This is a genomic window from Paraburkholderia sp. RL18-085-BIA-A (assembly GCF_046027075.1).
GTDB lineage: Bacteria > Pseudomonadota > Gammaproteobacteria > Burkholderiales > Burkholderiaceae > Paraburkholderia.
The window spans coordinates 55080-75956 of record NZ_JARESU010000022.1 but is presented as its reverse complement, the minus strand read 5'-3'; the positions used below and the strand labels follow the sequence as shown (position 1 = coordinate 75956).

The following is a 20877-nucleotide window of genomic DNA, read 5'->3' as shown; positions in this document are numbered from 1 at the left end:
ATTGCCTGACTCCCAGTCTAGGTATCCGTCATTGGTCAGAGAAGTCTCTATAGTGCGTATAGCCCCGTGAAAATCCGTCACCAATGACCAAGCCGACGCTTGCCGATCTCACCGCGTTCTCCGCTGTCGCAGCGCATCGGAGCTTCCGTCGTGCCGCCGACGCACTCGGCGTTTCGCGCTCCTCGCTAAGTCACGCCATGCTCGCATTGGAGCGCCAACTGGGTGTGCGCCTGCTCAATCGCACGACGCGTAGCGTGGCACCGACAGAAGTCGGCGAAGCATTGCTCGCGAGGCTTGCGCCCGTGCTCCGCGATCTTGACGAGGCACTGGATGCCGTCGCGGATGCGCGCGGCAATCCGAGCGGCACGCTTAGGATCAATGCCAATGAGGGGGCGGCGCGGCTGTTGTTGAAAACGGTGGTGCCGACTTTTCTGCAGCGCTTCCCCGGCATGGCGCTCGATCTGGTCGCGGAGGGACGGCTGGTCGATATCGTCGAACAAGGTTTCGATGCCGGAGTACGGCTGGGTGAGTCGATCCCGCGCGACATGGTGGCGGTGCGCATCAGCGATGATCTTCGCTTCGTAGTCGTTGCCGCGCCTTCGTATCTCGCCGGACGAACACCGCCCATCACGCCCGACGACCTTTGTAGCCACGACTGCATTCGCCAACGGCTGCCGAGCGGCAAACGCTACCGCTGGGAGTTCCGCAAGCACGGGCAGGAAGTGGCGATCGATGTTCCCGGCGTACTCACGCTGGATCACAACGGGCTGATGGTCGAGGCCGCGTCCGATGGATTGGGCCTTGCGTATGTACCGGAATCCGCAGCCCGCGACTGGCTGAACGAAGGTCGGCTAGTTACATTGCTGGAAGATTGGTGCCCGTTCATCCCGGGGCTCTGTCTGTACTATCCCGGCATCGCCACGTGCCTGCCGGTCTGCGGGCGTTCATAGACGTGCTTAGGGAGGTCAATCACTCACGCATGTGAACGTCCGCTTTCCACGGCGGATTCAACCGGTGAAAGCAGTACTTGCTGGCATTGCTCAAAGGACTCCTTGTTACCCCTGCCTGGCGTTATGCGCCAAGCGCAAGTCGCGACTGCAGCACGGCAAAATCGCACCCATGTGGCAAGCAACGACGCAACGACGCTAGAGCCGACCGGCTTCCATGAGCGCGAGCATCTGGACGGCCGCATCGCCCGCACATTCGGCGATCTCTTCTTCGCTGGGGCTTTTTAAGCCGAGCAACGCATCGTCGAAAAGCCTGGCCTTCAGGAGTGCTGCGAAGGTTGCCGCGGCGCCGTACTTGTCTCTTACTTCCCAGCCCGTGACAGGCAGCCATCGGTCAAGGTAGCTCGTGAACATCGCGTCGCGCGTACCCGTCACCTCCTCGCGATAGCGGCGCGCCAGTTCGGGGAAGCGAGGCGCGTCCCGCGTGACGACGCGATAAAGGGCCAACTGTTCGCCCGAAAGAGCGTGCCGTAGATAATCCCCGCCCGCAATTGGCAATGCGACGGCCGGAGGTTCGCGAAACCAGGGCGGCTCTCCCGGTTCGGTGGGTTCCGACGCGCCTGCCGGCAGTGTGCCGGACGGCGAGCAGGCCGCCTGCATCACTGCGCTGAACAGATCGTCTTTGCTCTCGAAGTGACGGTATAGCGTCTTGATGGACACACCGGCGTCCGCGGCGATGCGGTTGACCGAACTTTCGGCATAGCCGTTTTCAAGGAAGGCCCGCAGCGCGGCGTCGACGATCATCGTTCGCTTGCGCGACATCAACGCGGCTTTCGGATTGTCGTCCGACCAGGTCTTGACCATAAGTGTCCCTCTTTTATCCGCTTGACGAATGATACGACAGCGATCACTATACAACAAACGACAGCGATCACTGTCGTTGGTATGCCGAGTCGATTTTACCTCGTAGGGAAGGGCTCGGTTTCCACTTAAACTTTTCTGATGGACAGCCACATGAGCAACCCCCTTGCACAATCGCTGCGCTTACCCGGCGGCGCAATTCTCGCAAACCGCCTCGCCAAGGCAGCCATGAGCGAAGGCATGGCCGATGCCAACAATCATTCGACACCGCGCCTCGAAGCGTTGTACCGGCGCTGGGCGCGCTCGGGCGCTGGACTGCTTCTCTCCGGCAATATCCAGGTCGACCGTTGGCATCTCGAGCGCCCGGGCAACATCGTGATCGACGACGACAGCGGGCAGGAGCAACTCGCGCGACTCGCCGCGGCTGGAACTTCGGAAGGTGCCCACTTCTGGGCCCAGCTCAGTCATACCGGGCGCCAGGTGCAAGACGCGATCAATACCTCGCCACTGGCGCCTTCTTCGGTGGATATCGACGTGCTGCGGGGCGCCGGCTTCTCGTTTGCCACGCCGCGTGAGATGACCGAGGAGCAGATCCAGCAGGCTATCGGGCAATTCGCCTTCGCAGCCGGAAAAGTCCGCGAGGCCGGTTTCACGGGTGTCTCGCTGCATGGGGCGCACGGCTATCTGATTTCGCAATTCCTTAGCCCGCTTGCCAACAAGCGCACGGACCGCTGGGGAGGTTCGCTTGAAAATCGCTTCCGTTTCGTGCTCGAGGTCCTGGCTGCGGTTCGCTCCGCCGTTGGTCCCGACTTTCCGGTTGCACTGAAGCTCAATTCATCTGATTTTCAGAAGGGCGGATTCACCAATGCCGAGTGCATCGAACTCGTGAAGAAGCTCAACGATTCGTCGCTCGATCTGCTTGAGCTATCGGGCGGTTCGCTTGAGCAGCCGAAGATCGCCGGCCTCACAGTAAAGGACGAGGGAGAAGACAGGCCACGTGAAAGTACTGTCAGGCGCGAAGCATTCTTTGTGGACTTTGCGGCCGCGGTTCGTGCAGTGGCGAAGATGCCGGTGATGGTGGTCGGTGGATTTCGCACGACAGCAGCTATGATCGAATCGCTTGAGCGCGGTGAACTGGATGTCATCGGGCTCGGCCGTCCGATCATTGCCGATCCTGAAGTTCCGAAGCGCATTCTCTCCGGTGAAGTTGAACGTGCGCCCAGCCCTGAAGCTGCGCTCCATCCGTTTCACCTCCTGCCATGGAACAACATGCAACTCGAGCGTCTGGCAGACGGGCTCGACCCGGATTTGTCGCTGGAGGGCGCCGATGCCGTGGCGCACTTCACGGAACTCGAGACTCGCAACATGACCGCGTTGCTGCAGCATCGGGCTTAAGCCATTGTCCGATCTGAAGCTACCGGTTTTTTGGATCGCGACGCCATCAAGCGGTGCGTGAAATTGACAGCGCGTTTTTCTGCTGAGTTGCAGCCTCGCCCGAACGCCGTCTCGCAACAGGGCGTTCGGGGATGCTGCTCAGACAAACCCGGTCACGCGCGCTCCTATTTGTATTCGACCAGCACTTCGCGGTATGGCTTGCTACCCTCGTTGCGTGCTTTGTGCGTCGCAGGAACCTTGGCACCCTTGCCGATCTCGGACAGCACTTCCAGATACCCATTCTCGCATTTGAGGGAGTAAATCGCGCCCGTCGGCACTTCGAAGATGCCGAGATCGCCGCCGTTTTCGTCAAATATATGCAAGGGCGCACCTTCGATCGCGTACCACATGTATGAATGCGTGTGGGTATGTACTGGTGTTTCCTCGCCTGGCGCGAGAACGAAGTTCCATACGATGACCTTGTCATTCTCAAACACCTTTTCACTGCCGACGCCAGCCATGATCGTCTCCTTGAATGTGCAAATATGGTGAGAGACCTCCCGCATTGCAGCAAGCGCCATTCACGTTCGGATTTCAAAACGTGTTGCCGGGCGGCTGCCCGTACTTCGATAGCTGCGGTGCGAGAGAGCCTGTATGCAGAGTAGGCGAATGTCCCACTTGTCGTGGTCCCGACCGTATGCAAACTTGTCGAGGACGAGGCCGATTTGTCATTCCGAATGATGATCTTTTTGCGCGAAGCGGCCGAGACAGTAGGAACGCTTTTGAATTCACCGGGACGGCAGGAGGCGATCACCATGTCGGAACCTTTACGAATCATTCACGGGCCGTTCGGACGCGTGGCGTTGCTGTTGCTGGACAAAAGCATGGTCCTCCATGCGCATCGGGTTTCCCACGTCATCTTTAAAGACGGCGGTCCTGACATACAGTTCGGGATCCGCAATCGTGAGCATGTTTTGTCAGACAAGAACGTGCTACTGGTGAATGCGTGGGAGCCGCATTTTTATGAGCATCGCCCACAATCGCAGCCCACAGTGCTGCTCGCGCTTTATCTGGAACCGGATTGGTTGAGAGATGTCGACCGGCGTTTCGCCTACAGTATTCATCCCCGCTTTTTTCCGAACCCGTCCGTGTCGTTGCAAGGAAAGCTCGGCCGCCTTCATTCTGACCTGCTCGATATTCTGACCGACCGCGAAGGCCGTTCGCTTCAGGCGGTCCACGGGCTGATCGCCGACATGACCGGCGAACTGGTCGGTGTATCGTCCCGCGGGAACACACTTTCAGCAGCCGGACTCGTTGGCGGTATCGCGTACGACATCAGGATTCGTCGTGCGATCGACGCAATGAAACAGGTGAGGGGCATCACGCCCGACTTCGACGATCTTGCGCAAAGGGTTGGGCTATCGCGTCCGCATTTCTTCCATCTATTCCGCAAGCAGACAGGTATGACGCCGGCGACTTTCAGCAGCATGCTGAGGATGGATCTGTCGATCGAAAACGTTTCGCAGCAAGCCATGGCACTTCAGGATATCGCGCTCAATCTGGGCTTTGACTCGCCGGGAAACTTCACGCGTTTCTTTGCTCGTCAGCAAGGTGTGACACCCAGCCAATACAGACGCAACGTCCAATATGTTCCCGCGTAAGGGCGGTGACCGCCGAACGGGTCTGGTCGACGCCAACTGCGGGGCTGGCAAACTCGAAACAGTATCAAGGTCATGCCGCTCGGAGTGACGTTCGGCAGCGTGGTTGACTCCGGCGACGAGGTTTGACTCGCGCTCGCTGCAGTATCCACGAGAGTTCACCTCGCGTCGGGCCGTCCGTCAATTCCTTCCACAGGACTCGCGAAGGTCGGGCGAGTTTCGGTTACTTATCATCGTCGGCCGAGCCGCCGCTCCGGTCTGGTGTGAGATGTATCTCTATACCGACCATGCCCGATCACGCGTGCTCGCGGCAAATCATTTCAGAGAGCGATAATCAGGCGATACCTCCCAACTTGAATGCGTCGATGGCCATATGTGAGCCGAGGGTCAGCAGAACAATTCCCATAGTCCAGCGTTGAGCCAGCAAGAGTCGCGGGCGCCTGGCGAGGAACGTCGCCATGCTGCCGGAGCAGATCGCCACAACGGCGTTGACCGACGCGAACGCGACAATCAACGACGAACCGAGTACGAGCGATTGCCAGAGAACGCTGCCTTGCTGATAGTTGATGAATTGCGGCAGGAGTGACAGAAAGATCATCGCGAGCTTGGGATTCAACAGGCTGGTCGTTGCGCCCATCGCGAAGAGCTGGCGGGGCTTCTCGCGAGGCAGATCGCGAACCTCCAGCGGAGAACGGCCTCCAGGCTTCACAGCCTGCCACGCCAGATAGAACAGATATGCAGCGCCCCCTGCGCCCAAAACGCTGCCCGCGTAGGGCACGCTCAGGAAAAACGCCGTGATGCCGAACGCTGCCCCAAACATATACAAGAGGTATCCGAGCATAACGCCCGCAAGCGAAATAAGCCCGGCCGCTCGTCCTTGCACGATCGAGCGCGACATCACGTAGATCATGTTCGGGCCCGGTGTGACCGCAAGCAATCCGCCGACCACCAGAAATCCATAAACCGATACCGTAGCGCGCATTTTCGCGGGCTCCATCAAATGGTCATCGGTAGTAGTATCGGTTCGATGCATGCTTGAGTAAAACGCATTAAACTGAATCTATTATTCAGATTTTCTGACTAAAATGAAAAAGCTTGATCTGGACGTGCTCGAAATGGTGGTGGCGGTCGCCGATACAGGATCGTTTGTTCGAGGCGCGGAGTCCGTGCATCGGTCGCCGTCGGCGGTGAGCATGCAGATCAAAGCGCTTGAAGAAGCGCTGGGAAAGCCGCTCTTCGAGCGAAGCACCCGCAACGTAGCGATTACGACCGAGGGAAAGACGCTTCTGGACTACGGCCGTCGAATGCTTGCGATGCGCGAGGAAGCATGGGCGTCGGTGGTTCGCCCGGAGATGAAGGGCCGCGTAACCATCGGCGTTCCCGACGATTACGCTTCGTCATTGCTGCCACAGGTTCTGGCAAAGTTCGCGGTTGCTCATCCGCGTGTAGAAATTCGGGTAATTGGTCTGCCAAGCAGTGCGCTCGCTCCACTGCTTAGAGACAACACGCTCGACCTGGCCTGTATCACGAAAACGAGGGGCATCGCGGGCGAATTCATCCGGTTCGAGCCGATGGTTTGGGCCGGGTCGCCCGCAAGAAAAGTGTGGAAAGAGCGCCCGCTTTCAATCGCCGTTTTCGCACAGGGAAGTACTGCACGCGCCAATGCCATCAGCGCGCTCCAGCGGGAAAATATTAAATATCGCATGTCCTACGAGAGCCCGAGTTTGTTGGGCCTGATCAGCATGGTCGAAGCAGGGCTCGCGATAGCGCCCCTTGCGAGATGCAGCATACCGGGGCACCTCGTTCAACTCTCGCAGAATGACGGGTTGCCGCCGCTGAATGACCTGGAAGTCGTGCTTGCCCGCAGTGGGCGGTCCGGGCGACCGCCCTGTGATTTTCTCGCTGAGCAGATTCTGGCCGAATTGAGGGGCTGAGCCGGTCGCTCGATGGCCGAATATCGCCACATAACAGACGGCGGTTTCGAGCATCCGACTGTCCTCTGGCGGGGCGCATTTTGCCGCGCGCATATTGGCGCCGTAATACTCCGGCCGTTGACGCTCGCTGTACACCCTTCAGGCCAACAGCCGACACTCCTTATTTGGACCGCCAGGGCGCTCTACCGCCGAGTCGACCTGACACCGCGCCAGCATCGTCCACGGACAAAGCGGTGGCCATTGCCCAAATATTCGAACAATGCGCGCGACAGGTTCTCTCTGCCAGCGACGACGCTACACGCAGAGATCCAACGTTCCGACTAGCGACGCGCACGATCTCTGGTCGAGCCCGGGCGTCTCTGTTGCCCGCGATGTTGAGCACGCATCTGCGGTAGATCCAGGCAACACGTTCGACTGATCGATCGAAGCGGCACCCCAAACTCCGGCGCGTCGTCCACAGACTGGCGCGCCCATCGTATGCGGGTCGCATGTGCCGCATCGCCTGAACCACGATCGAACGAACACGATGGCGTGAGATTCGATTTCACCCTGATGACATGAAACTTACCCAAACTTTCGATGGCTGTCCGTAAGCGTATGAAAGCCAGCTTGTATGTCCACCTACCAAACATCCGAAGGAGATATCCGTGCTGAAATCCAGACCGCTTGTGCTCACCATGATTGCATCGCTTTTTGCGACGTCGAACGCTCTCGCCACCGTCGATCTGATCGCGAAAGGTCAGATTAGCGGCATGATCTCCGACCTGTCCCGCGAGACGGCGGCGCCTCTCGAAAACGGCGCGCCGGGCAATCTGTTCGGCGGTATCGGCTCGGGAATGAGCTTCGCGGGCTGCAATACGTTCGTCGCCTTGCCTGATCGTGGCCCCAACGCAATCTCGTACAACGCCGCGATCGACGAAACAGTGTCGTATATCAACCGCTTCCAAACGTTCCAACTGACGCTATCCACCGCGTCAAGGGGTTCGGACTTGCCTTACGAACTCACGCCAAAGTTGATCGACACGACGCTCCTGCACGCCTCCGACCAACTCGTGTACGGCAATGGCGCAGCGGCCGGCGTGGCGGACGGCGCGCCGAAATTGAACGGGAAAAATCACACGCACTACTTCACCGGGCGCTCGGATAACTTCGACCCCACGCACCTGTCGACGAATCCGCTCAATGCGCGCCTCGATCCTGAAAGCATCCGGGTGACCAACGACGGCCAGAGCGTGTTCATTTCCGATGAGTACGGCCCATACGTCTATCGCTTCGACCGCCGCACGGGACGTCGGAGCGATGTGATCAAGCTGCCCGATTCGTTCGCCGTATCGACGCTCAGTTCCGTGGGCAACACTGAAATCAGTGCCAACACGTCCGGCCGCGTCGCCAACAAGGGCATGGAAGGGCTTGCCATTTCACCCGACGGCAACACGCTGTTCGGCGCGATGCAGAGTCCGCTGCTGCAGGACGGCGGTACCAACGGCGGCTTCACTCGCATCATCCGTATCGATCTGCGCACGGGCAAGACCAGGCAGTTTGCGTATCCGCTCACCAATATCGGCACTTCGTCGAAGCCGAACTATCCGACCATCAGCGATGTCGTCGCGGTCAACGACCATGTGCTTCTGATGGATGAACGCGACGGCAAAGGCCTCGGCGACGATTCGACCGCTGTGTTCAAGAAAGTGTTTCGGGTCGATCTGGATGGTGCACAGGACGTCAGCCACGCAAGCAGCGAGTCGGGCCTCGCGCCTTATGCGCTGCAGAAATCACTCTTTCTCGACGTGGTTGCTGTGCTGACCGACCATGGCTTCAGTGCGAAAGACATTCCCGCGAAGCTCGAAAGTTTGACCTTCGGCCCTGATATCACGATGAGCGGCGTGCGCAAGCACACCTTCCTCATCGCGAACGACAATGACTTTATCGGCAATGTTACCGATTCCAATCATCCCGCTGGCATTGCAAATCCGAATCAGTTCTTTGTATTCGCGATCGACAAGTAAGATCTGCCGGATTATGTGCCGCAGCAGTTCTTCGGTGTTTTCAGGGCATTTCGGCCGCGCCGAGGAGTGCAGCTTCGTGAAAGATGACCGGGATGAACATGATCATTCTGGACGTCATCCTTTCGGGTTCTGATCGGTTGGTCAGTCGTCGTCGACTGGCCGGCGTTTGAAAGGTGACATCTGCGTGCATTGCACCCGCCGGTGCAACACACGCAGGCCCGATCCGCAAGCATTCCAATGGTCAATCCGAGTCTATGCGACTGTGTCTTCCGGGGCGATGAGGGTGGTTCGCCGTCGGACTGAATCCGTTAAGGGTTATCCGATGCTCCCGTGCTGCAACAGTCGCACGTCCGTTCCGCACAGGTAACGGGCCTTCCCTCGAAGTTCAGATTCGTCGCATCAATCAATTTTATTGAAAGCTTCGCGTGAGGCCGAAGAAGCAACTGGCATGAGTGGCGCTACATCGACACTACGGGCGGCCATATAGCATTCCACGCGCAACAATCCGGTCAATCGCTGGCCGAAAGAGAAATAATAATCGTTATCATTGCGTCCGTGATCTGGTGGATGTAGCATGCCAACTCTTACGCTTGTGTGGTTTCATAGCGGTCCGCCCACCCGAAAGTGCCGCAATTGCGTTTTGTCATTCGCGTCGGTAGTCACTGCTACTAATGCGCCCTCGAATCTAAGCATGCACCGCATGCGACCTGCTCGATCAGTTGTGCCGGAGCTGGCGACTGCCTCTGGACCAGCCGCGGTTGAATAGTCGCCTCCGGGTTTGTAACGCGTCGGCACAGAAATTCACTAGATGCTTGGTACTTCCTTAATCAGCGACCCCTGGTTCTACGTTGCGAGCATTCCGGCACTCCTGCTGACCAGCATCTCAAAGGGTAGTCTCGGGCTTGGCCTCGGCGTCGTGGCCGTTCCGCTTATCGCACTACACTTGCCAGTGCCCCTCGTGGTGACACTTCTTTTGCCCATCCTTTGCCTGACTGATCTGGTCACGCTCTGGCAATATCGCGGCGAATGGAGTTGGCCATTGCTGCGTATCGTCATCCCCGCCGCACTCGTTGGCACTGGGCTCGGCACACTGGCGATACACCATCTTTCGGAGGCATGGCTAAGACTCGGCGTCGGTGTGATCTCAATCGACTTTGCCCGGCGTCGCTGGTTGGAGTCTCGTCGCACTGCACGGGAAGAGCACCATCGTTTGCACCCGGCCTCAAGCATCTTCTGGGGGGCCACCTCTGGCTTCACAAGTTTCATGGCGAACGCGGGCGAACCGGCGCTGGCCATCTATCTGTTGCCGTACAAGCTAACCAAGCGCTGCTTTGCCGGCACCACGGCTGCATTTTTCGCGGTCGTCAATTTGGCGAAACTAGTCAGCTTTTCCATGCTGGGGCTGTTCACCCGCACGACTTTACTCGCCAGCCTCGTTCTCACGCCTGTTGCGGTATTTGGGATCTGTGCAGGTGTTTGGCTGAACCGCCGGCTAAACGTCACGCATTTCTATAAATTCGCGTACATCATCCTTGTCGTAATCGGTGTGCGACTCATCTACACCAGCCTCAAGGTCATTCTCTAGCACAGTTCGTTGGTGCTTTCGTGGCCTGGCCTCTAGTTCTGACCACCGTTTAGAACCTGGAGGACTACCCGACAACGAATCCGCCCGGCAGCGGACGTTCGCCATTTTCGTCCTGCTTGCGCGGATGGCCGCAACATGGCTGGACACCCACTGCGTGTGCGATCACAAAGCGGCCTTTGTACTTTGGAAGCCGCTGTTGCGGCCCCGTTGGGTTGACGGGCTGAAGCGGGGCGCCAGGTGACCTCCGCCTCTGCCGGAGACGGTCATCCGTTGGCCGCGTTCTTGTTGGCGCGTGTTGGTTCGTCTCGCGAACGTGGTGGAAAATGTGCCGTTGCGATAAACCGCCTTCTCTGAGCGTTCATCTCTCTCGGGTCGCACCCGCGCCTCTCCAGCCGCAATACATTCACTCCGGGTCACCCACGTCGTAATGATCCGGGACGCTCATCCAGTCCGGCTCACCGTCGCTCAACTCGACGCGGTGTGTTCGCGCATGAATCTCGATCGCCTAAATCTGCGGACGTGGTGGTGACGTTCACAGAAACCACCTGCAGGGCTCGATCGGGTTGACTTGTGCCGCACTCGGACCGACGACCTTGGGACGACCTCACCCCTCGAACATCGGTCTTTGCTCGGCCAGTTTCGGACTTGAAACAGCGACGAGCGCCGCCGTGACGCGTTCGGGCGTAGATGGAGGATACTTGCGTAGCAGTAAGCCAACGCATCCAACCCAGGATTCCGCACATGAAGACACTTTCTCTACTGACTCTTTGCGCTGCGTTGTTCTCCTTCGGCGGCGTGGCGTACGCGCAAGTCGACCAATCGGACCCTCAGCTTCTGATCAGGACCGCGACGCAACAGATACTCGACGAGGTGCGCACCCAAGCGATCGCGCCAGACGATATTCCCCGCATCATGGATATCGTGAACAGGGACATTCTTCCCTACACCGATTTTCGCCGCACGACGTCGCTGGCGATGGGCCGTTACTGGCGCACGGCTACGCCCGCGCAGCAGCAGCAACTGGTCGAACAGTTCAAGCTGCTCCTGATCCACACGTATTCGGGTGCTATCGGTCAGCTCCGTCCAGACCAACGGATCGACTACCCGCCGATCCACATCGCTCCAACCGATACGGACGTGGTGGTGCGCACGATCGCAATCAGGAACGGCGAGCCAGCAGAGATCGACTACCGGCTGTACAGCACGCCGCAGGGCTGGCGGTTGTATGACCTGAATGTGCTCGGCGTCTGGCTAATCCAGACATATCGCCAGCAGTTCAGTGACAAGATCCGGGAAACTAGCGTCGACGGTCTGATTCAGTTTCTCGCCGAGCGCAACCAGCAACTCGCTTCGGGCAAGCAGTAAGTGGCCGCTGGGTCTAATGGCGGCGCACGCTTACAGCAAGATCTCGGTCGCGCAATGGACGATTCGCGGACGTGGCCGAAAGTGGCTGAGCGACGCCCGCGACATTATGGTGCCGGCGGCAATTCCAGAGGGCTGTGAAAGGTCTGGAGCTGGCCAGGAAGCGGCATCGATCGGCCGATTGACGAGAAGATCAACCGGCCGATGTACCGCTTTGAAGCGGGCGTTCAAGTGAGGTTCGCGTGGCGTAACACATGCATCTACGTGCTAGCGCTGCCAGATTTGCGCAATGTGCAATGCAACTTATGGGATATGCCACTGCGAAAGAAAATTCTCCCTTCCAGCCTATGGCCCCGCGGTCCTCAGAGGTGAACTGATTGGCGTCGCTTCCGTTATCGTCGAGGTTTGCTCTACAGTCAGGTGAAGTATTTCGTGAACCGGCGCGAGTCGTTCGCGAATCGTGTTTGCTGTCACGCCTGCCTGGCTTACGACGCTGACGATAGCGGCATGCGCCTGCGGTCCAATCTGCCAGACATGAAGATCAGTGATATGCGTGTCACCGCTCGCGTCGAGGATTTCACGTATTTCTTCAGCAACGTGTTCGTCGGTTTTGTCCAGAAGAATCCCCGCCGTATCACGCATGAGATTCCACGCCCAACGGGCAATCACGACTGACCCCACGATTCCCATGACCGGGTCGAGCCAGACCCATCCGAGATAACGACCGGCCAGCAGCGCAAAGATCGCCAATACCGACGTCAGTGCATCCGCGAGAACGTGAACATAAGCCGATCTCAGATTGTTGTCGTGTCCGTGTGAGTGGTGATCGTGTCCGTGGTGATGCTCGTGGTGCGCATGGCCACCGTGAGTGCCAGAAAGTAGAAAAGCGCTTGCAATGTTCACCGCGAGACCGACCGATGCAATGATGGTTGCTTCGCCGAACGCGACGGTCGTAGGGCGGAGCAGTCTGAGCGCGGATTCGACAGCGATCGCCAGTGACACGAGGGCCAGGATCAAAGCAGACGCGAAGCCGGCAAGCTCACCTACCTTGCCGGTGCCGAAGCTGAATGCTCGGTTGTCCGAGTGCTGCTTTGCGTAGGCGTAAGCGCCTGCAGCGATCCCAAGTGCCCCTGCGTGCGTCGCCATGTGGAAACCGTCGGCGAGCAGCGCCATCGAGCCAGTCATGTAGCCGGCCGCTATCTCGCCCACCATCATGACGAACGTGAGCGCGACGACCGATTTTGTGCGCCGGGCGTTTTCGTCATGGGCGCTGCCCAGGAAAGAGTGATTGTGTTCGCCGGGCAAAGTGTGGAGATGGGTGTTCATGGGCTCTATTTTGAATAACGCCGGATGGCTTCGATCAGGGCATCCACTCCTTTGCTTCGCTGATCGGCCGTCAGGTCAGGATGCGCGACATGTTCGCGAGCGTGCGCTTCAATGATTTCGTCCATCAGCCCGTTGAGCGCGCCGCGTGTAGCGGCAACTAGATGAAGAATCTTTTCGCAGTCTGCTTCCGATTCCAACGACCGCTCAACCGCCTGCACTTGACCGGCGATACGGCGGACGCGCTTCAGCAAATCGTCCTTCTGCACTGATAGATGAGACATAGGATACCCCCTATAGGTATACAGTGATGATATCACGAACTGCGTCGACCCGATCGGGATACGTTTCCAGTCCGATGGCTGCATGAAATCAGGAGCGGGAGTTCATGCGCCTGGAAGGCAGAAGGCCGCTTCGGGTCCGCGAGGGACCGATCGTAATCTTGCAGAGTGCAGCCACTTACCGCGCCGTTCGATCGCCTACTATGCGCAGAATTTCTCGTCCGCTTGCTTGCCGACAGGAACGATGTGTTGAACCCTTGTGCACTGGCGATGGTGGCCTGCTCGATCTACGAGCTTCGTTCCACGACATGCCGCGACTTCGTGGCAGGCTCCGATCAATGCAATCAGGCGCGGCGTGCTCATGGCTTCTCACGATTGAAGCCGCAGCGTCGCATTGAATGGTGTCCGACACCCTTACTGGTATTCATAAGGCTGCTTCCACGGTGACTGACCGGTTGAATCCGCCAGCTGCACGCGCCGCTAATTTTTGTTGTTCGCACGCGTGAACCGCAGCGCAAATCGCACGAGCTTCGGCATCGTCTCGGGGCGCAGCAGACGATGGTCGTAACCAGAGAAGCGTCGCTCGCTTTCCGTGAGACATAGCGTCATCAGTTCGCGCACGCTGACCTCGACCGAGGACACGGCTTGCGCGCCGTTCACCGTGAAGTTGTTATCGTGTTTGTGCTCGTTGCCCTCGGCATCGAGCGTACGCGCAAGGGTCATCCTCTCCCAGCCCAGAAACGCCCACACGCCGGCCACTTTCAGCTCGAGGCGGATGCGCTGCCACCAGGATAGCTGTGCGCGATGCCATGCGACCCAGTTTGCGAACAGCAGGATATGGCGGCATTCTTCCTGCATAACCGGCTCGAAGGTGTCGATCAGATCAGGGGGGAACAGTCCCGAGCGTCGGGCGACCTCGAACAGGCCGAAGGCGAAGAAACTGTCGATGCACTCGCTGTAACCCGTCACGAGGTAGGCCCATTCGGTGTCCATGGGATAGACGTAGGGCGCTTCGCTCGCGAGCGGAATGCCGTATGCGGCCACCATCCGCGTGAGCACCTCCTTATGGCGGCTTTCTTCCCATGAGTTCAGCGCAAGCGCTTCGCGTACGTCAGGCTCGTCGACGGTAGCGGCATAGGCTGCCATGCGCAGCCGTGCCCTGCCTTCCGTCTGTACGGCGATGTCCCATATCGGCAGCGAAACAATTCGCTCGAGCGCGTCGGGCTCCAGATGGGGCCATTCGAGCACCGATGGACGGTACGGATTGAAGGTCTCGCGAAACATTCGGCACATCTCGCGGCGATGCTCATCGGAGCCCGGCTTCAGCGGTCCAGCGACGTTGCTCGTCCACTGCCGCGCATTGCGGTCTGCCACGTCGATGGAGGCCTGGTCAGGTCTGCCTTGCGGCAGCGCTGGTGCGGTAAAGCCTTGAATCAGTCGTTCGACAGCGAACGTGTCAGAGATCGAATCACTCATTCCGGAGACTCCCAGGTGAATGCGCCACCACGAATTCTGACACTACTCGAGGGGCATTGTGTCGGACGGGCGCTTCGATATCTGACCCCCTGACGAGGGGCATAAGCCCGGTGAGCGCAACGTTGCTTTTTGCCGCATGAATTTACCGATGTGCTGCTGCGTTGAGCGGCTCGATTTTCGGATATCCACCGCCATTCGTTCGCGCGATTGGTCGGTCATTCGGACGTCGTCCCGACAGCGGACCTTAACTGCGCACACGTGGCCGAACGGACGCGCCGCGAAATGGGCACCGCGATAACACATGCGTGCTGCCTGCAGCTGGAGAGATCTCGCGGGGACTCGTCGCGGCTTTTGCTCTGCGGAGAAAGGCTGTCACGGAAATTGCATTTTGCAGCCTGAACCCAACGGTCGCGTTGGCTTCTTAATCATTGGCTTGTTAATAGCATGCACTCGGAGCCAACATACGGACTCATCAAGCGCCCCGTCACTCGGCGCCCGCGTGCAGGAACGTGGATGCGCCATCGAAATCTGTCGGACCTTCGTTGCTTTCCAGTCCTCCGTTTCCTAATCTGATCGGAGAGGCTCGAGTCGATGAAAGTCGGCGAGCTGTAATGCACTCTATTGGAGGTCAGAAGTGTCCTTTGACCGAACTGAGACAGCCGTGGTTTTCATCGACCCGCAAGTCGATGTCCTAAGCAAGAATGGCAAGAACTGGGGCGCGGTGGGGGCAAGCGTGACAGAGAACAAGACGGTAGAAAACATGCTGCGAATCTTCAAGGCGGCAAAGTCCGCAAAGTTTGCGGTCTTTATATCACCACATTACTTTTTCCCGACCGATCGGGCATGGAAATTCAATGGACCATTGGAGGCAGATGAATTCGCTACCGGCACGTTTTCGCGGAGTGGTCAGTTGAGTCTGGAAGGATTCGAAGGCTCCGGTGCTGACTGGCCCGACGAATTCAAGCCTTACATCAACGACGGTGAGACGATTGTTGTAAGTCCGCACAAGGTCTTCGGACCGCAGACCAACGATCTCGTCCTTCAACTGCGCAAGCGCGGAGTGAGAAGGGTGGTGCTGGGCGGCATGCTTGCCAACATGTGCGTGGAATCACATCTGCGTGATCTGCTCGAACAGGGATTCGAGGTATATGTTGTTAGCGATGCCACCGCCGGACCGCGACATCCCGTTTGGGGCGACGGATACAAGGCGGCGATGATCAACTATGCGTTTCTCGCGCACGGCGTGGTGACTACCGACGAGGTTGTGGCGTTAATGGAATGACGCACAAGTAAGATCGGCTGACAGTTGAATAGACTGTTGACCTAAAAAGCGCATTCGCCCAGTTGCAAGGCCCCGGCATGCTTAGCGGACGGACTGCCGACAGCCTGCTTTTCCCGTTGCAATGTCTCATGGCGCACGAGTTTACGCCGATGGTTCATTTTTCATTGAAAGATCGCCTTAGCAAGGAGAATGACAATGAACACGATCACGACCAAAGACGGCATTCAGATCTTCTACAAGGATTGGGGAACAGGGCAGCCCATAGTTTTCTCACACGGATGGCCACTGAGCGCCGACGATTGGGATGCCCAAATGATGTTCTTTCTGAACCTCGGCTTCCGTGTCATCGCGCATGACCGTAGGGGCCACGGGCGATCAACGCAGACCGCCGACGGTCATGATATGGATCACTATGCCGACGATCTCGCAGCCGTTACCGAGCATCTTGACCTCAAAAATGCAGTCCACGTAGGCCACTCGACCGGGGGCGGCGAGGTCGTTCGCTATCTCGCGCGTCACGGCGAAAGTCGCGTAGCCAAGGCGGTGCTGATCAGCGCTGTGCCGCCGCTCATGGTGAAGACGGCTAGTAACCCGGAAGGTCTTCCGAAGGATGTTTTTGACGGATTTCAGGCGCAGGTCGCCAACAACCGCTCACAGTTTTACCGGGATGTCGCTGCCGGGCCTTTCTACGGTTATAACCGTCCGGGGGCCAAACCGTCCGAAGGCGTGATCATGAACTGGTGGCGTCAGGGAATGGAGGGCGGGGCCAAAGCGCACTACGATGGGATCGTGGCCTTTTCCCAGACGGATTTCACCGCGGACCTGAAGAAGATATCAGTCCCGACGTTAGTGATGCACGGCGACGATGATCAAATTGTACCTTATGCCGACTCTGGGCCGTTGAGCGCGAAATTGCTGCAGAACGGCACCTTGAAAACCTATAAGGGCTTCCCGCATGGCATGCCCACCACGCAAGCCGATACGATCAATGCGGATCTCCTGGCTTTCATCAATTCCTGAATCGTCAGGAATCCTGGTGTGCTGGGTCGAGCAAACGACTGTTCTACCTTGTGGATTCGACCGGTCAGCACATGCGCAATGCTCCACTCAGTTCGCCCGACTCAGGTCAGATGCGTCGTACGATTCGGCAAGCCGCCGAAGAAAGTGGAGCGCGCCAGATTCGAGTGAGCGCGGTGGGATGAGGAGATTCCCTGCCTGCTGTCACTAGAACAGGTTGCGCTGGCTTGGATCAAATTGTGGGTCGGACGACCGCTGCGTTTGTCGCAGAACCCCCTGATCGTCGAAGTAAAAGTTGTATATCAGATGTTCGATGTTGTTCTCCAGGTACCGGTATGACCACACCTCTCTGTTAGTTCGCTTGAAGTAGGAGGTTTCGAAAGGGCGGCCAAAGTTCACGAGCACGTCTTCCCGGGTCCACTTTCCCACCTCCGCTCGATGGAACTCGCTGTCGCGAAGTACTTGTCGAACACTGAGCACTTTGCCGGACGCGTCGATGTCGGCTGCGGTTGTCGTCATACCCATGGGTTGAGTCGGCCACATCAGGCGCTTGCCGCCGTTCGGCAGATCGTACGTTTCCTTGGGCGGACCCAGGCGGGCAACGAGTTCGGACTGGTCCGCCCCAGCCTCGACCTGCCGATGCGGCTCGGTACAACCCATGAGCACTAACACCGTGGTACACACGGTCAAGAATGCAAGTCGGTTCAGCATGGAAGTACTCCGCTACGGGTGATCGGGCCTGGCAGTCTCCGTTCTCGTCGAGCATTGTGCCGCGGCTTGATGAACGAATGCAGGCGTGAGTTGCTGTCAGACGTATTCGCCACGCTTGCAACAATGAAGCTGGGATAGCCCTATTGACCAGTGAGCCGTTCAACGACGGCCGTGGGGATTTTCTTGCAAACCTCCTTGCTCAACATATCATTGCATAGTGCAGAAGAGGCCTATAGGCAAAAAAAAGCGAACCTGCGGGACTGCATCAAAACAACGGCGAAGCCGCGGACCGTTCGAAAGCGTCAGCCGGGTGCCGGACGAGTCGAAATCGCCGACCGGTGGTACCGTGCTGGCACGCGTGCTGGCACAATGCGAGGGAGCAATCATGAACGATGTCGCCACAGTCAACGCTGCTCGCAAGGCAGAGAGCGCGTCGAGCGAAAATCACGGCGACGTGTGCCGGCACGAAGCGGAACGGGTGAGCGCTGCGCGCCACGACGCACGGCAATGGACCCGAATGCCGATCACGAATGTGGCGCGCTCGGGGCCTTTGTCTTCCGACGGAGCGATTCGCAAGTACTGCGAGCGCATCTGGGACGCTCGCGCGATGAAAGTGAACCTTGCCGAGCCATAAAGCCGCGATGAAACGCAGCTATGCATTGCAGCCGGGTTCAAGATTCCCATCTGGCGCGACGCTCGTATCCGGCGGCGTCAATTTCTGCGTGTTCTGCCGCCACGCAACAGCAGTCGAACTTCTCCTTTACGCCGGTCCGGACAGTCCGGAGCCGTTTCAGGTGATCTCGCTCGCGCCCGAATCCAATCGCACGTTTTTCTACTGGCATGTGTTGGTGGAAGATCTGCCGTTGCACTGTTATTACACGTGGCGCGCGCATGGCCCGCACGACCTGCCGCAGATCAGCGACGAATCCGCGGGCCGCATGGAGCTTCTCGATCCTCACGCGCGCGCAGTGAGCGATCGCCTCTGGAGCCGACAGCGATCTGCAGATCCGGCCGACACCAGTCGCGCGTCATTGAGGGCCATCGTCACGGAACCGATCTGCGCGCCCGACGCTGCGAACGTCCGCACGCTGGACGACGCGATCATCTACGAACTGCACGTCGGCGGCTTTACCCGGCATCCTTCGAGCGGTGTCCGGTATCCCGGCACATTCGCGGGTCTGATCGAAAAAATCCCCTATCTGCAGCAACTCGGCGTGACGCATGTGGAACTGATGCCGGTGATGGCTTTCGACGAGCAGGACGTCCCCCCCGCAGTGGCGGCGAGGAGCTTGCGCAACTACTGGGGATACAGCACCCATAGCTTTTATAGCGCGCACCCGCGCTACTGTGTCGAACCTGAACTGGGACCGCAGGAGTTCCGCTCGCTCGTCGACGCCTTTCATGCGGCGGGCATCAGCGTACTGCTCGACGTGGTGTTCAACCATACGGCGGAAGCGGGCGCGACTGGCCCGGTGATCAACTTCAAGGTTCTCGCGAACGACATCTTCTACCATTTCGATCCGACCGTCGGCGAGCCTTACCGCGACTATACGGGCTGCGGCAATACGGTGAACTGCAATCATCCGCTGGTGTGCGCATTCATTGTGCAGTGCCTCGAATACTGGGTGCGTGAACTGGGCGTCGACGGCTTCCGGTTCGACCTTGCGAGCGTTTTTGCACGCGGCTCGCGCGGCGAATTGATGACCGTGCCCCCGCTGCCGTGGACGATCGAGTCCTCGCCCGCACTGTCTCGCGTGTCGCTGATCGCAGAGGCGTGGGATGCGGCGGGCCTCTATCATTTGGGGGCGTTTCCCGGCATGGCATGGGCGGAATGGAACGGACGTTACCGCGATATGATCCGCCGTTTTGTGCGAGGCGACCCTGGACTCGTTGGGCAGGTCGCCACGTGTGTGGCGGGAAGCGCCGATCTCTATCAGGACGACGGGAGGCTACCGTCCAACAGCATCAATTTCTTCGCATGTCACGATGGCTTCACGCTGAGCGATCTCGTCAGCTATAACGCAAAACACAATGAGGCCAATGGAGAGGACAACCGGGACGGCAGCAACGACAACCTGTCGTGGAATTGCGGCGCCGAAGGCGCGACAGACGATGCGCAGATCATCGAACTGCGCCAGCGTCAGGCTAGCAACTTCATGGCGATCCTGCTCCTGAGCCAGGGTGTGCCGATGATCCTGGCGGGCGACGAGTTCCTGCGAAGCCAGCATGGGAACAACAACGCCTTTTGCCAGGACAACGAGCTGTCGTGGGTAGACTGGCGGCTCCCGGATCGTGCTTGCAGAATGCTGCGCTTCACGCGTGAGCTCATCGCATTGCGCAAGCGCCATGCGTGCCTGCGCCACCGGCGTTTCTTGACCGGGCGTCCGTCGAACGGGCAAACGCATCCGGATGTCGCTTGGCATGGCGAGTGCCTGAACGCTCCTGAATTTGGCGATGCCGAGGGCCGTCTCCTCGCTTTCACGCTCGCCGGGAGGTCGCCCGGCGAGCCGATGCTGAATGTTGCGTTCAACATGGGCGATGCCGCGCGTGTGGTCGCGCTTCCTGTTCTCGAAGAAAAGCGGCAGTGGCGGCGCATTGTCGATACCGCGGCCGCACCGCCGCGCGATATCGTTTCGCGCGCCGACGACGCGAACGTCGAAAGCGGCGCATGTACCGTGCAACCACGCAGTGTCGTCGTTCTCGAAGAGGGGTGATGTTGCCGTTGCTGCCGTGCCCGGCGTAGACGTCGCCATTGTTCAAGGCGAATGCATCGCCAGTGCCGGGATTGACCACGCTTCCCTTGCTGGTCACGGTCGATTCGCCAGTCTGCGTGTTGCCACTCACACCGATTTCGGCGGCGCCGGCCTGTCAGGTTTGAGCCTTGTATCCCGCGATCCGCCGGCCGGCCGCATTTTCGCCTGGAGCACGTCGAGCGCGGCTGTCAGTCCTTGGGGCGGCAGCCGGGAACCAATGCCTTGAGCACCAGGCTGGCCTTATCCGGGTCTATCGGCATTTCTACGCGACTCACGGTGATTTGCGACAGCTGTACGAGACCAGAGG

General features: G+C 58.8%; 18 protein-coding genes and 1 pseudogene. 12 read left to right on the top strand and 7 right to left on the bottom strand.

Annotation, left to right across the window (positions count from 1 at the left end; genetic code table 11):
- Window positions 1-83: 83 nt before the first annotated feature.
- Together P0D89_RS17400 and P0D89_RS17395 are read left to right on the top strand one after the other, a co-directional pair.
- Window positions 84-218: pseudogene (locus P0D89_RS17400) on the top strand (helix-turn-helix domain-containing protein); the annotation flags it as partial.
- A 6-nt stretch (window positions 219-224) separates the two neighbouring features.
- The gene (locus P0D89_RS17395; RefSeq protein WP_408359286.1) at window positions 225-950 is read left to right on the top strand and encodes a LysR family transcriptional regulator; all 726 of its coding nucleotides are present in this window, start codon (window positions 225-227) and stop codon (window positions 948-950) included.
- Window positions 951-1145: 195 nt separating this feature from the next.
- On the opposite strand, the gene P0D89_RS17390 is transcribed toward P0D89_RS17395, so the two are convergent.
- Window positions 1146-1751: a TetR/AcrR family transcriptional regulator gene (locus P0D89_RS17390; protein ID WP_408376942.1), complete on the bottom strand. Its 606-nt coding sequence runs from the start codon at window positions 1749-1751 to the stop codon at window positions 1146-1148.
- 198 nt (window positions 1752-1949) lie between these two features.
- Here P0D89_RS17390 and P0D89_RS17385 point away from each other — a divergent pair, with 198 nt between their 5' ends.
- Window positions 1950-3203 carry an NADH:flavin oxidoreductase/NADH oxidase family protein gene (locus P0D89_RS17385; RefSeq protein ID WP_408376940.1) on the top strand — a complete coding sequence of 418 codons (1254 nt, stop codon included), beginning with the start codon at window positions 1950-1952 and terminating at the stop codon, window positions 3201-3203.
- A gap of 164 nt (window positions 3204-3367) precedes the next feature.
- Here P0D89_RS17385 and P0D89_RS17380 read toward each other — a convergent pair whose 3' ends face one another.
- Entirely contained in the window at window positions 3368-3703 is a 336-nt protein-coding gene (locus P0D89_RS17380; protein WP_408359194.1) for a cupin domain-containing protein, read from the bottom strand.
- A gap of 216 nt (window positions 3704-3919) precedes the next feature.
- Here P0D89_RS17380 and P0D89_RS17375 point away from each other — a divergent pair, with 216 nt between their 5' ends.
- On the top strand, window positions 3920-4843 hold the full coding sequence (locus P0D89_RS17375) for an AraC family transcriptional regulator (protein WP_408376939.1): 924 nt from the start codon (window positions 3920-3922) through the stop codon (window positions 4841-4843).
- A gap of 331 nt (window positions 4844-5174) precedes the next feature.
- Here P0D89_RS17375 and P0D89_RS17370 read toward each other — a convergent pair whose 3' ends face one another.
- Entirely contained in the window at window positions 5175-5822 is a 648-nt protein-coding gene (locus P0D89_RS17370) for a LysE family translocator (RefSeq protein WP_408359197.1), read from the bottom strand.
- 103 nt (window positions 5823-5925) lie between these two features.
- Between P0D89_RS17370 and P0D89_RS17365 the strand changes: the two genes are divergently transcribed.
- The 4 genes from P0D89_RS17365 to P0D89_RS17350 all read left to right on the top strand — a co-directional run bounded on the left by P0D89_RS17365 (window position 5926) and on the right by P0D89_RS17350 (window position 11730).
- Entirely contained in the window at window positions 5926-6774 is an 849-nt protein-coding gene (locus P0D89_RS17365) for a LysR substrate-binding domain-containing protein (protein ID WP_408359199.1), read from the top strand.
- A gap of 647 nt (window positions 6775-7421) precedes the next feature.
- Window positions 7422-8780 carry an esterase-like activity of phytase family protein gene (locus tag P0D89_RS17360; RefSeq protein ID WP_408359201.1) on the top strand — a complete coding sequence of 453 codons (1359 nt, stop codon included), beginning with the start codon at window positions 7422-7424 and terminating at the stop codon, window positions 8778-8780.
- A gap of 808 nt (window positions 8781-9588) precedes the next feature.
- Entirely contained in the window at window positions 9589-10365 is a 777-nt protein-coding gene (locus P0D89_RS17355; protein ID WP_408359202.1) for a sulfite exporter TauE/SafE family protein, read from the top strand.
- Between the two features lie 741 nt (window positions 10366-11106).
- Window positions 11107-11730 carry an MlaC/ttg2D family ABC transporter substrate-binding protein gene (locus P0D89_RS17350; protein WP_408359204.1) on the top strand — a complete coding sequence of 208 codons (624 nt, stop codon included), beginning with the start codon at window positions 11107-11109 and terminating at the stop codon, window positions 11728-11730.
- 342 nt (window positions 11731-12072) lie between these two features.
- Here P0D89_RS17350 and dmeF read toward each other — a convergent pair whose 3' ends face one another.
- The 3 genes from dmeF to P0D89_RS17335 all read right to left on the bottom strand — a co-directional run bounded on the left by dmeF (window position 12073) and on the right by P0D89_RS17335 (window position 14807).
- On the bottom strand, window positions 12073-13053 hold the full coding sequence (gene dmeF / locus P0D89_RS17345) for a CDF family Co(II)/Ni(II) efflux transporter DmeF (RefSeq protein ID WP_408359206.1): 981 nt from the start codon (window positions 13051-13053) through the stop codon (window positions 12073-12075).
- A gap of 5 nt (window positions 13054-13058) precedes the next feature.
- A complete protein-coding gene (locus P0D89_RS17340) occupies window positions 13059-13334 on the bottom strand; it encodes a metal/formaldehyde-sensitive transcriptional repressor (RefSeq protein WP_408359288.1) in 276 nt (91 codons plus the stop codon).
- A gap of 477 nt (window positions 13335-13811) precedes the next feature.
- Complete coding sequence (locus P0D89_RS17335; protein ID WP_408359208.1) at window positions 13812-14807, bottom strand: ferritin-like domain-containing protein; 996 nt, start codon at window positions 14805-14807, stop codon at window positions 13812-13814.
- A gap of 634 nt (window positions 14808-15441) precedes the next feature.
- On the opposite strand from P0D89_RS17335, the gene P0D89_RS17330 reads away from it, so the two are divergent.
- Window positions 15442-16089: a cysteine hydrolase family protein gene (locus P0D89_RS17330; protein WP_408359210.1), complete on the top strand. Its 648-nt coding sequence runs from the start codon at window positions 15442-15444 to the stop codon at window positions 16087-16089.
- A 195-nt stretch (window positions 16090-16284) separates the two neighbouring features.
- Window positions 16285-17109 (top strand): alpha/beta fold hydrolase, encoded by an 825-nt coding sequence (locus P0D89_RS17325; RefSeq protein ID WP_408359212.1) that lies wholly within the window; start codon window positions 16285-16287, stop codon window positions 17107-17109.
- 204 nt (window positions 17110-17313) lie between these two features.
- Here P0D89_RS17325 and P0D89_RS17320 read toward each other — a convergent pair whose 3' ends face one another.
- Entirely contained in the window at window positions 17314-17817 is a 504-nt protein-coding gene (locus P0D89_RS17320) for a hypothetical protein (protein WP_408359214.1), read from the bottom strand.
- Window positions 17818-18202: 385 nt separating this feature from the next.
- On the opposite strand from P0D89_RS17320, the gene P0D89_RS17315 reads away from it, so the two are divergent.
- Together P0D89_RS17315 and P0D89_RS17310 are read left to right on the top strand one after the other, a co-directional pair.
- Window positions 18203-18451 carry a glycogen/starch/alpha-glucan phosphorylase gene (locus tag P0D89_RS17315; RefSeq protein ID WP_408359216.1) on the top strand — a complete coding sequence of 83 codons (249 nt, stop codon included), beginning with the start codon at window positions 18203-18205 and terminating at the stop codon, window positions 18449-18451.
- 7 nt (window positions 18452-18458) lie between these two features.
- Window positions 18459-20531, top strand: coding sequence for a glycogen debranching protein (locus tag P0D89_RS17310; protein ID WP_408359218.1), 2073 nt, complete (start codon window positions 18459-18461; stop codon window positions 20529-20531).
- The last annotated feature ends 346 nt before the right edge of the window (window positions 20532-20877 follow it).

Excerpts from the sequence above, each read along its gene's own strand:
- P0D89_RS17390 (WP_408376942.1), bottom strand. The coding sequence starts at position 1,751 with ATGATCGTCGACGCCGCGCTGCGGGCCTTCCTTGAAAACGGCTATGCC.
- P0D89_RS17385 (WP_408376940.1), top strand. The coding sequence starts at position 1,950 with ATGGACAGCCACATGAGCAACCCCCTTGCACAATCGCTGCGCTTACCC.
- P0D89_RS17380 (WP_408359194.1), bottom strand. The coding sequence starts at position 3,703 with ATGGCTGGCGTCGGCAGTGAAAAGGTGTTTGAGAATGACAAGGTCATC.
- P0D89_RS17375 (WP_408376939.1), top strand. The coding sequence starts at position 3,920 with ATGATGATCTTTTTGCGCGAAGCGGCCGAGACAGTAGGAACGCTTTTG.
- P0D89_RS17370 (WP_408359197.1), bottom strand. The coding sequence starts at position 5,822 with ATGCGCGCTACGGTATCGGTTTATGGATTTCTGGTGGTCGGCGGATTG.
- P0D89_RS17365 (WP_408359199.1), top strand. The coding sequence starts at position 5,926 with ATGAAAAAGCTTGATCTGGACGTGCTCGAAATGGTGGTGGCGGTCGCC.
- P0D89_RS17355 (WP_408359202.1), top strand. The coding sequence starts at position 9,589 with ATGCTTGGTACTTCCTTAATCAGCGACCCCTGGTTCTACGTTGCGAGC.
- P0D89_RS17350 (WP_408359204.1), top strand. The coding sequence starts at position 11,107 with ATGAAGACACTTTCTCTACTGACTCTTTGCGCTGCGTTGTTCTCCTTC.
- dmeF (WP_408359206.1), bottom strand. The coding sequence starts at position 13,053 with ATGAACACCCATCTCCACACTTTGCCCGGCGAACACAATCACTCTTTC.
- P0D89_RS17340 (WP_408359288.1), bottom strand. The coding sequence starts at position 13,334 with ATGTCTCATCTATCAGTGCAGAAGGACGATTTGCTGAAGCGCGTCCGC.
- P0D89_RS17335 (WP_408359208.1), bottom strand. The coding sequence starts at position 14,807 with ATGAGTGATTCGATCTCTGACACGTTCGCTGTCGAACGACTGATTCAA.
- P0D89_RS17325 (WP_408359212.1), top strand. The coding sequence starts at position 16,285 with ATGAACACGATCACGACCAAAGACGGCATTCAGATCTTCTACAAGGAT.
- P0D89_RS17320 (WP_408359214.1), bottom strand. The coding sequence starts at position 17,817 with ATGCTGAACCGACTTGCATTCTTGACCGTGTGTACCACGGTGTTAGTG.
- P0D89_RS17315 (WP_408359216.1), top strand. The coding sequence starts at position 18,203 with ATGAACGATGTCGCCACAGTCAACGCTGCTCGCAAGGCAGAGAGCGCG.
- P0D89_RS17310 (WP_408359218.1), top strand. The coding sequence starts at position 18,459 with ATGAAACGCAGCTATGCATTGCAGCCGGGTTCAAGATTCCCATCTGGC.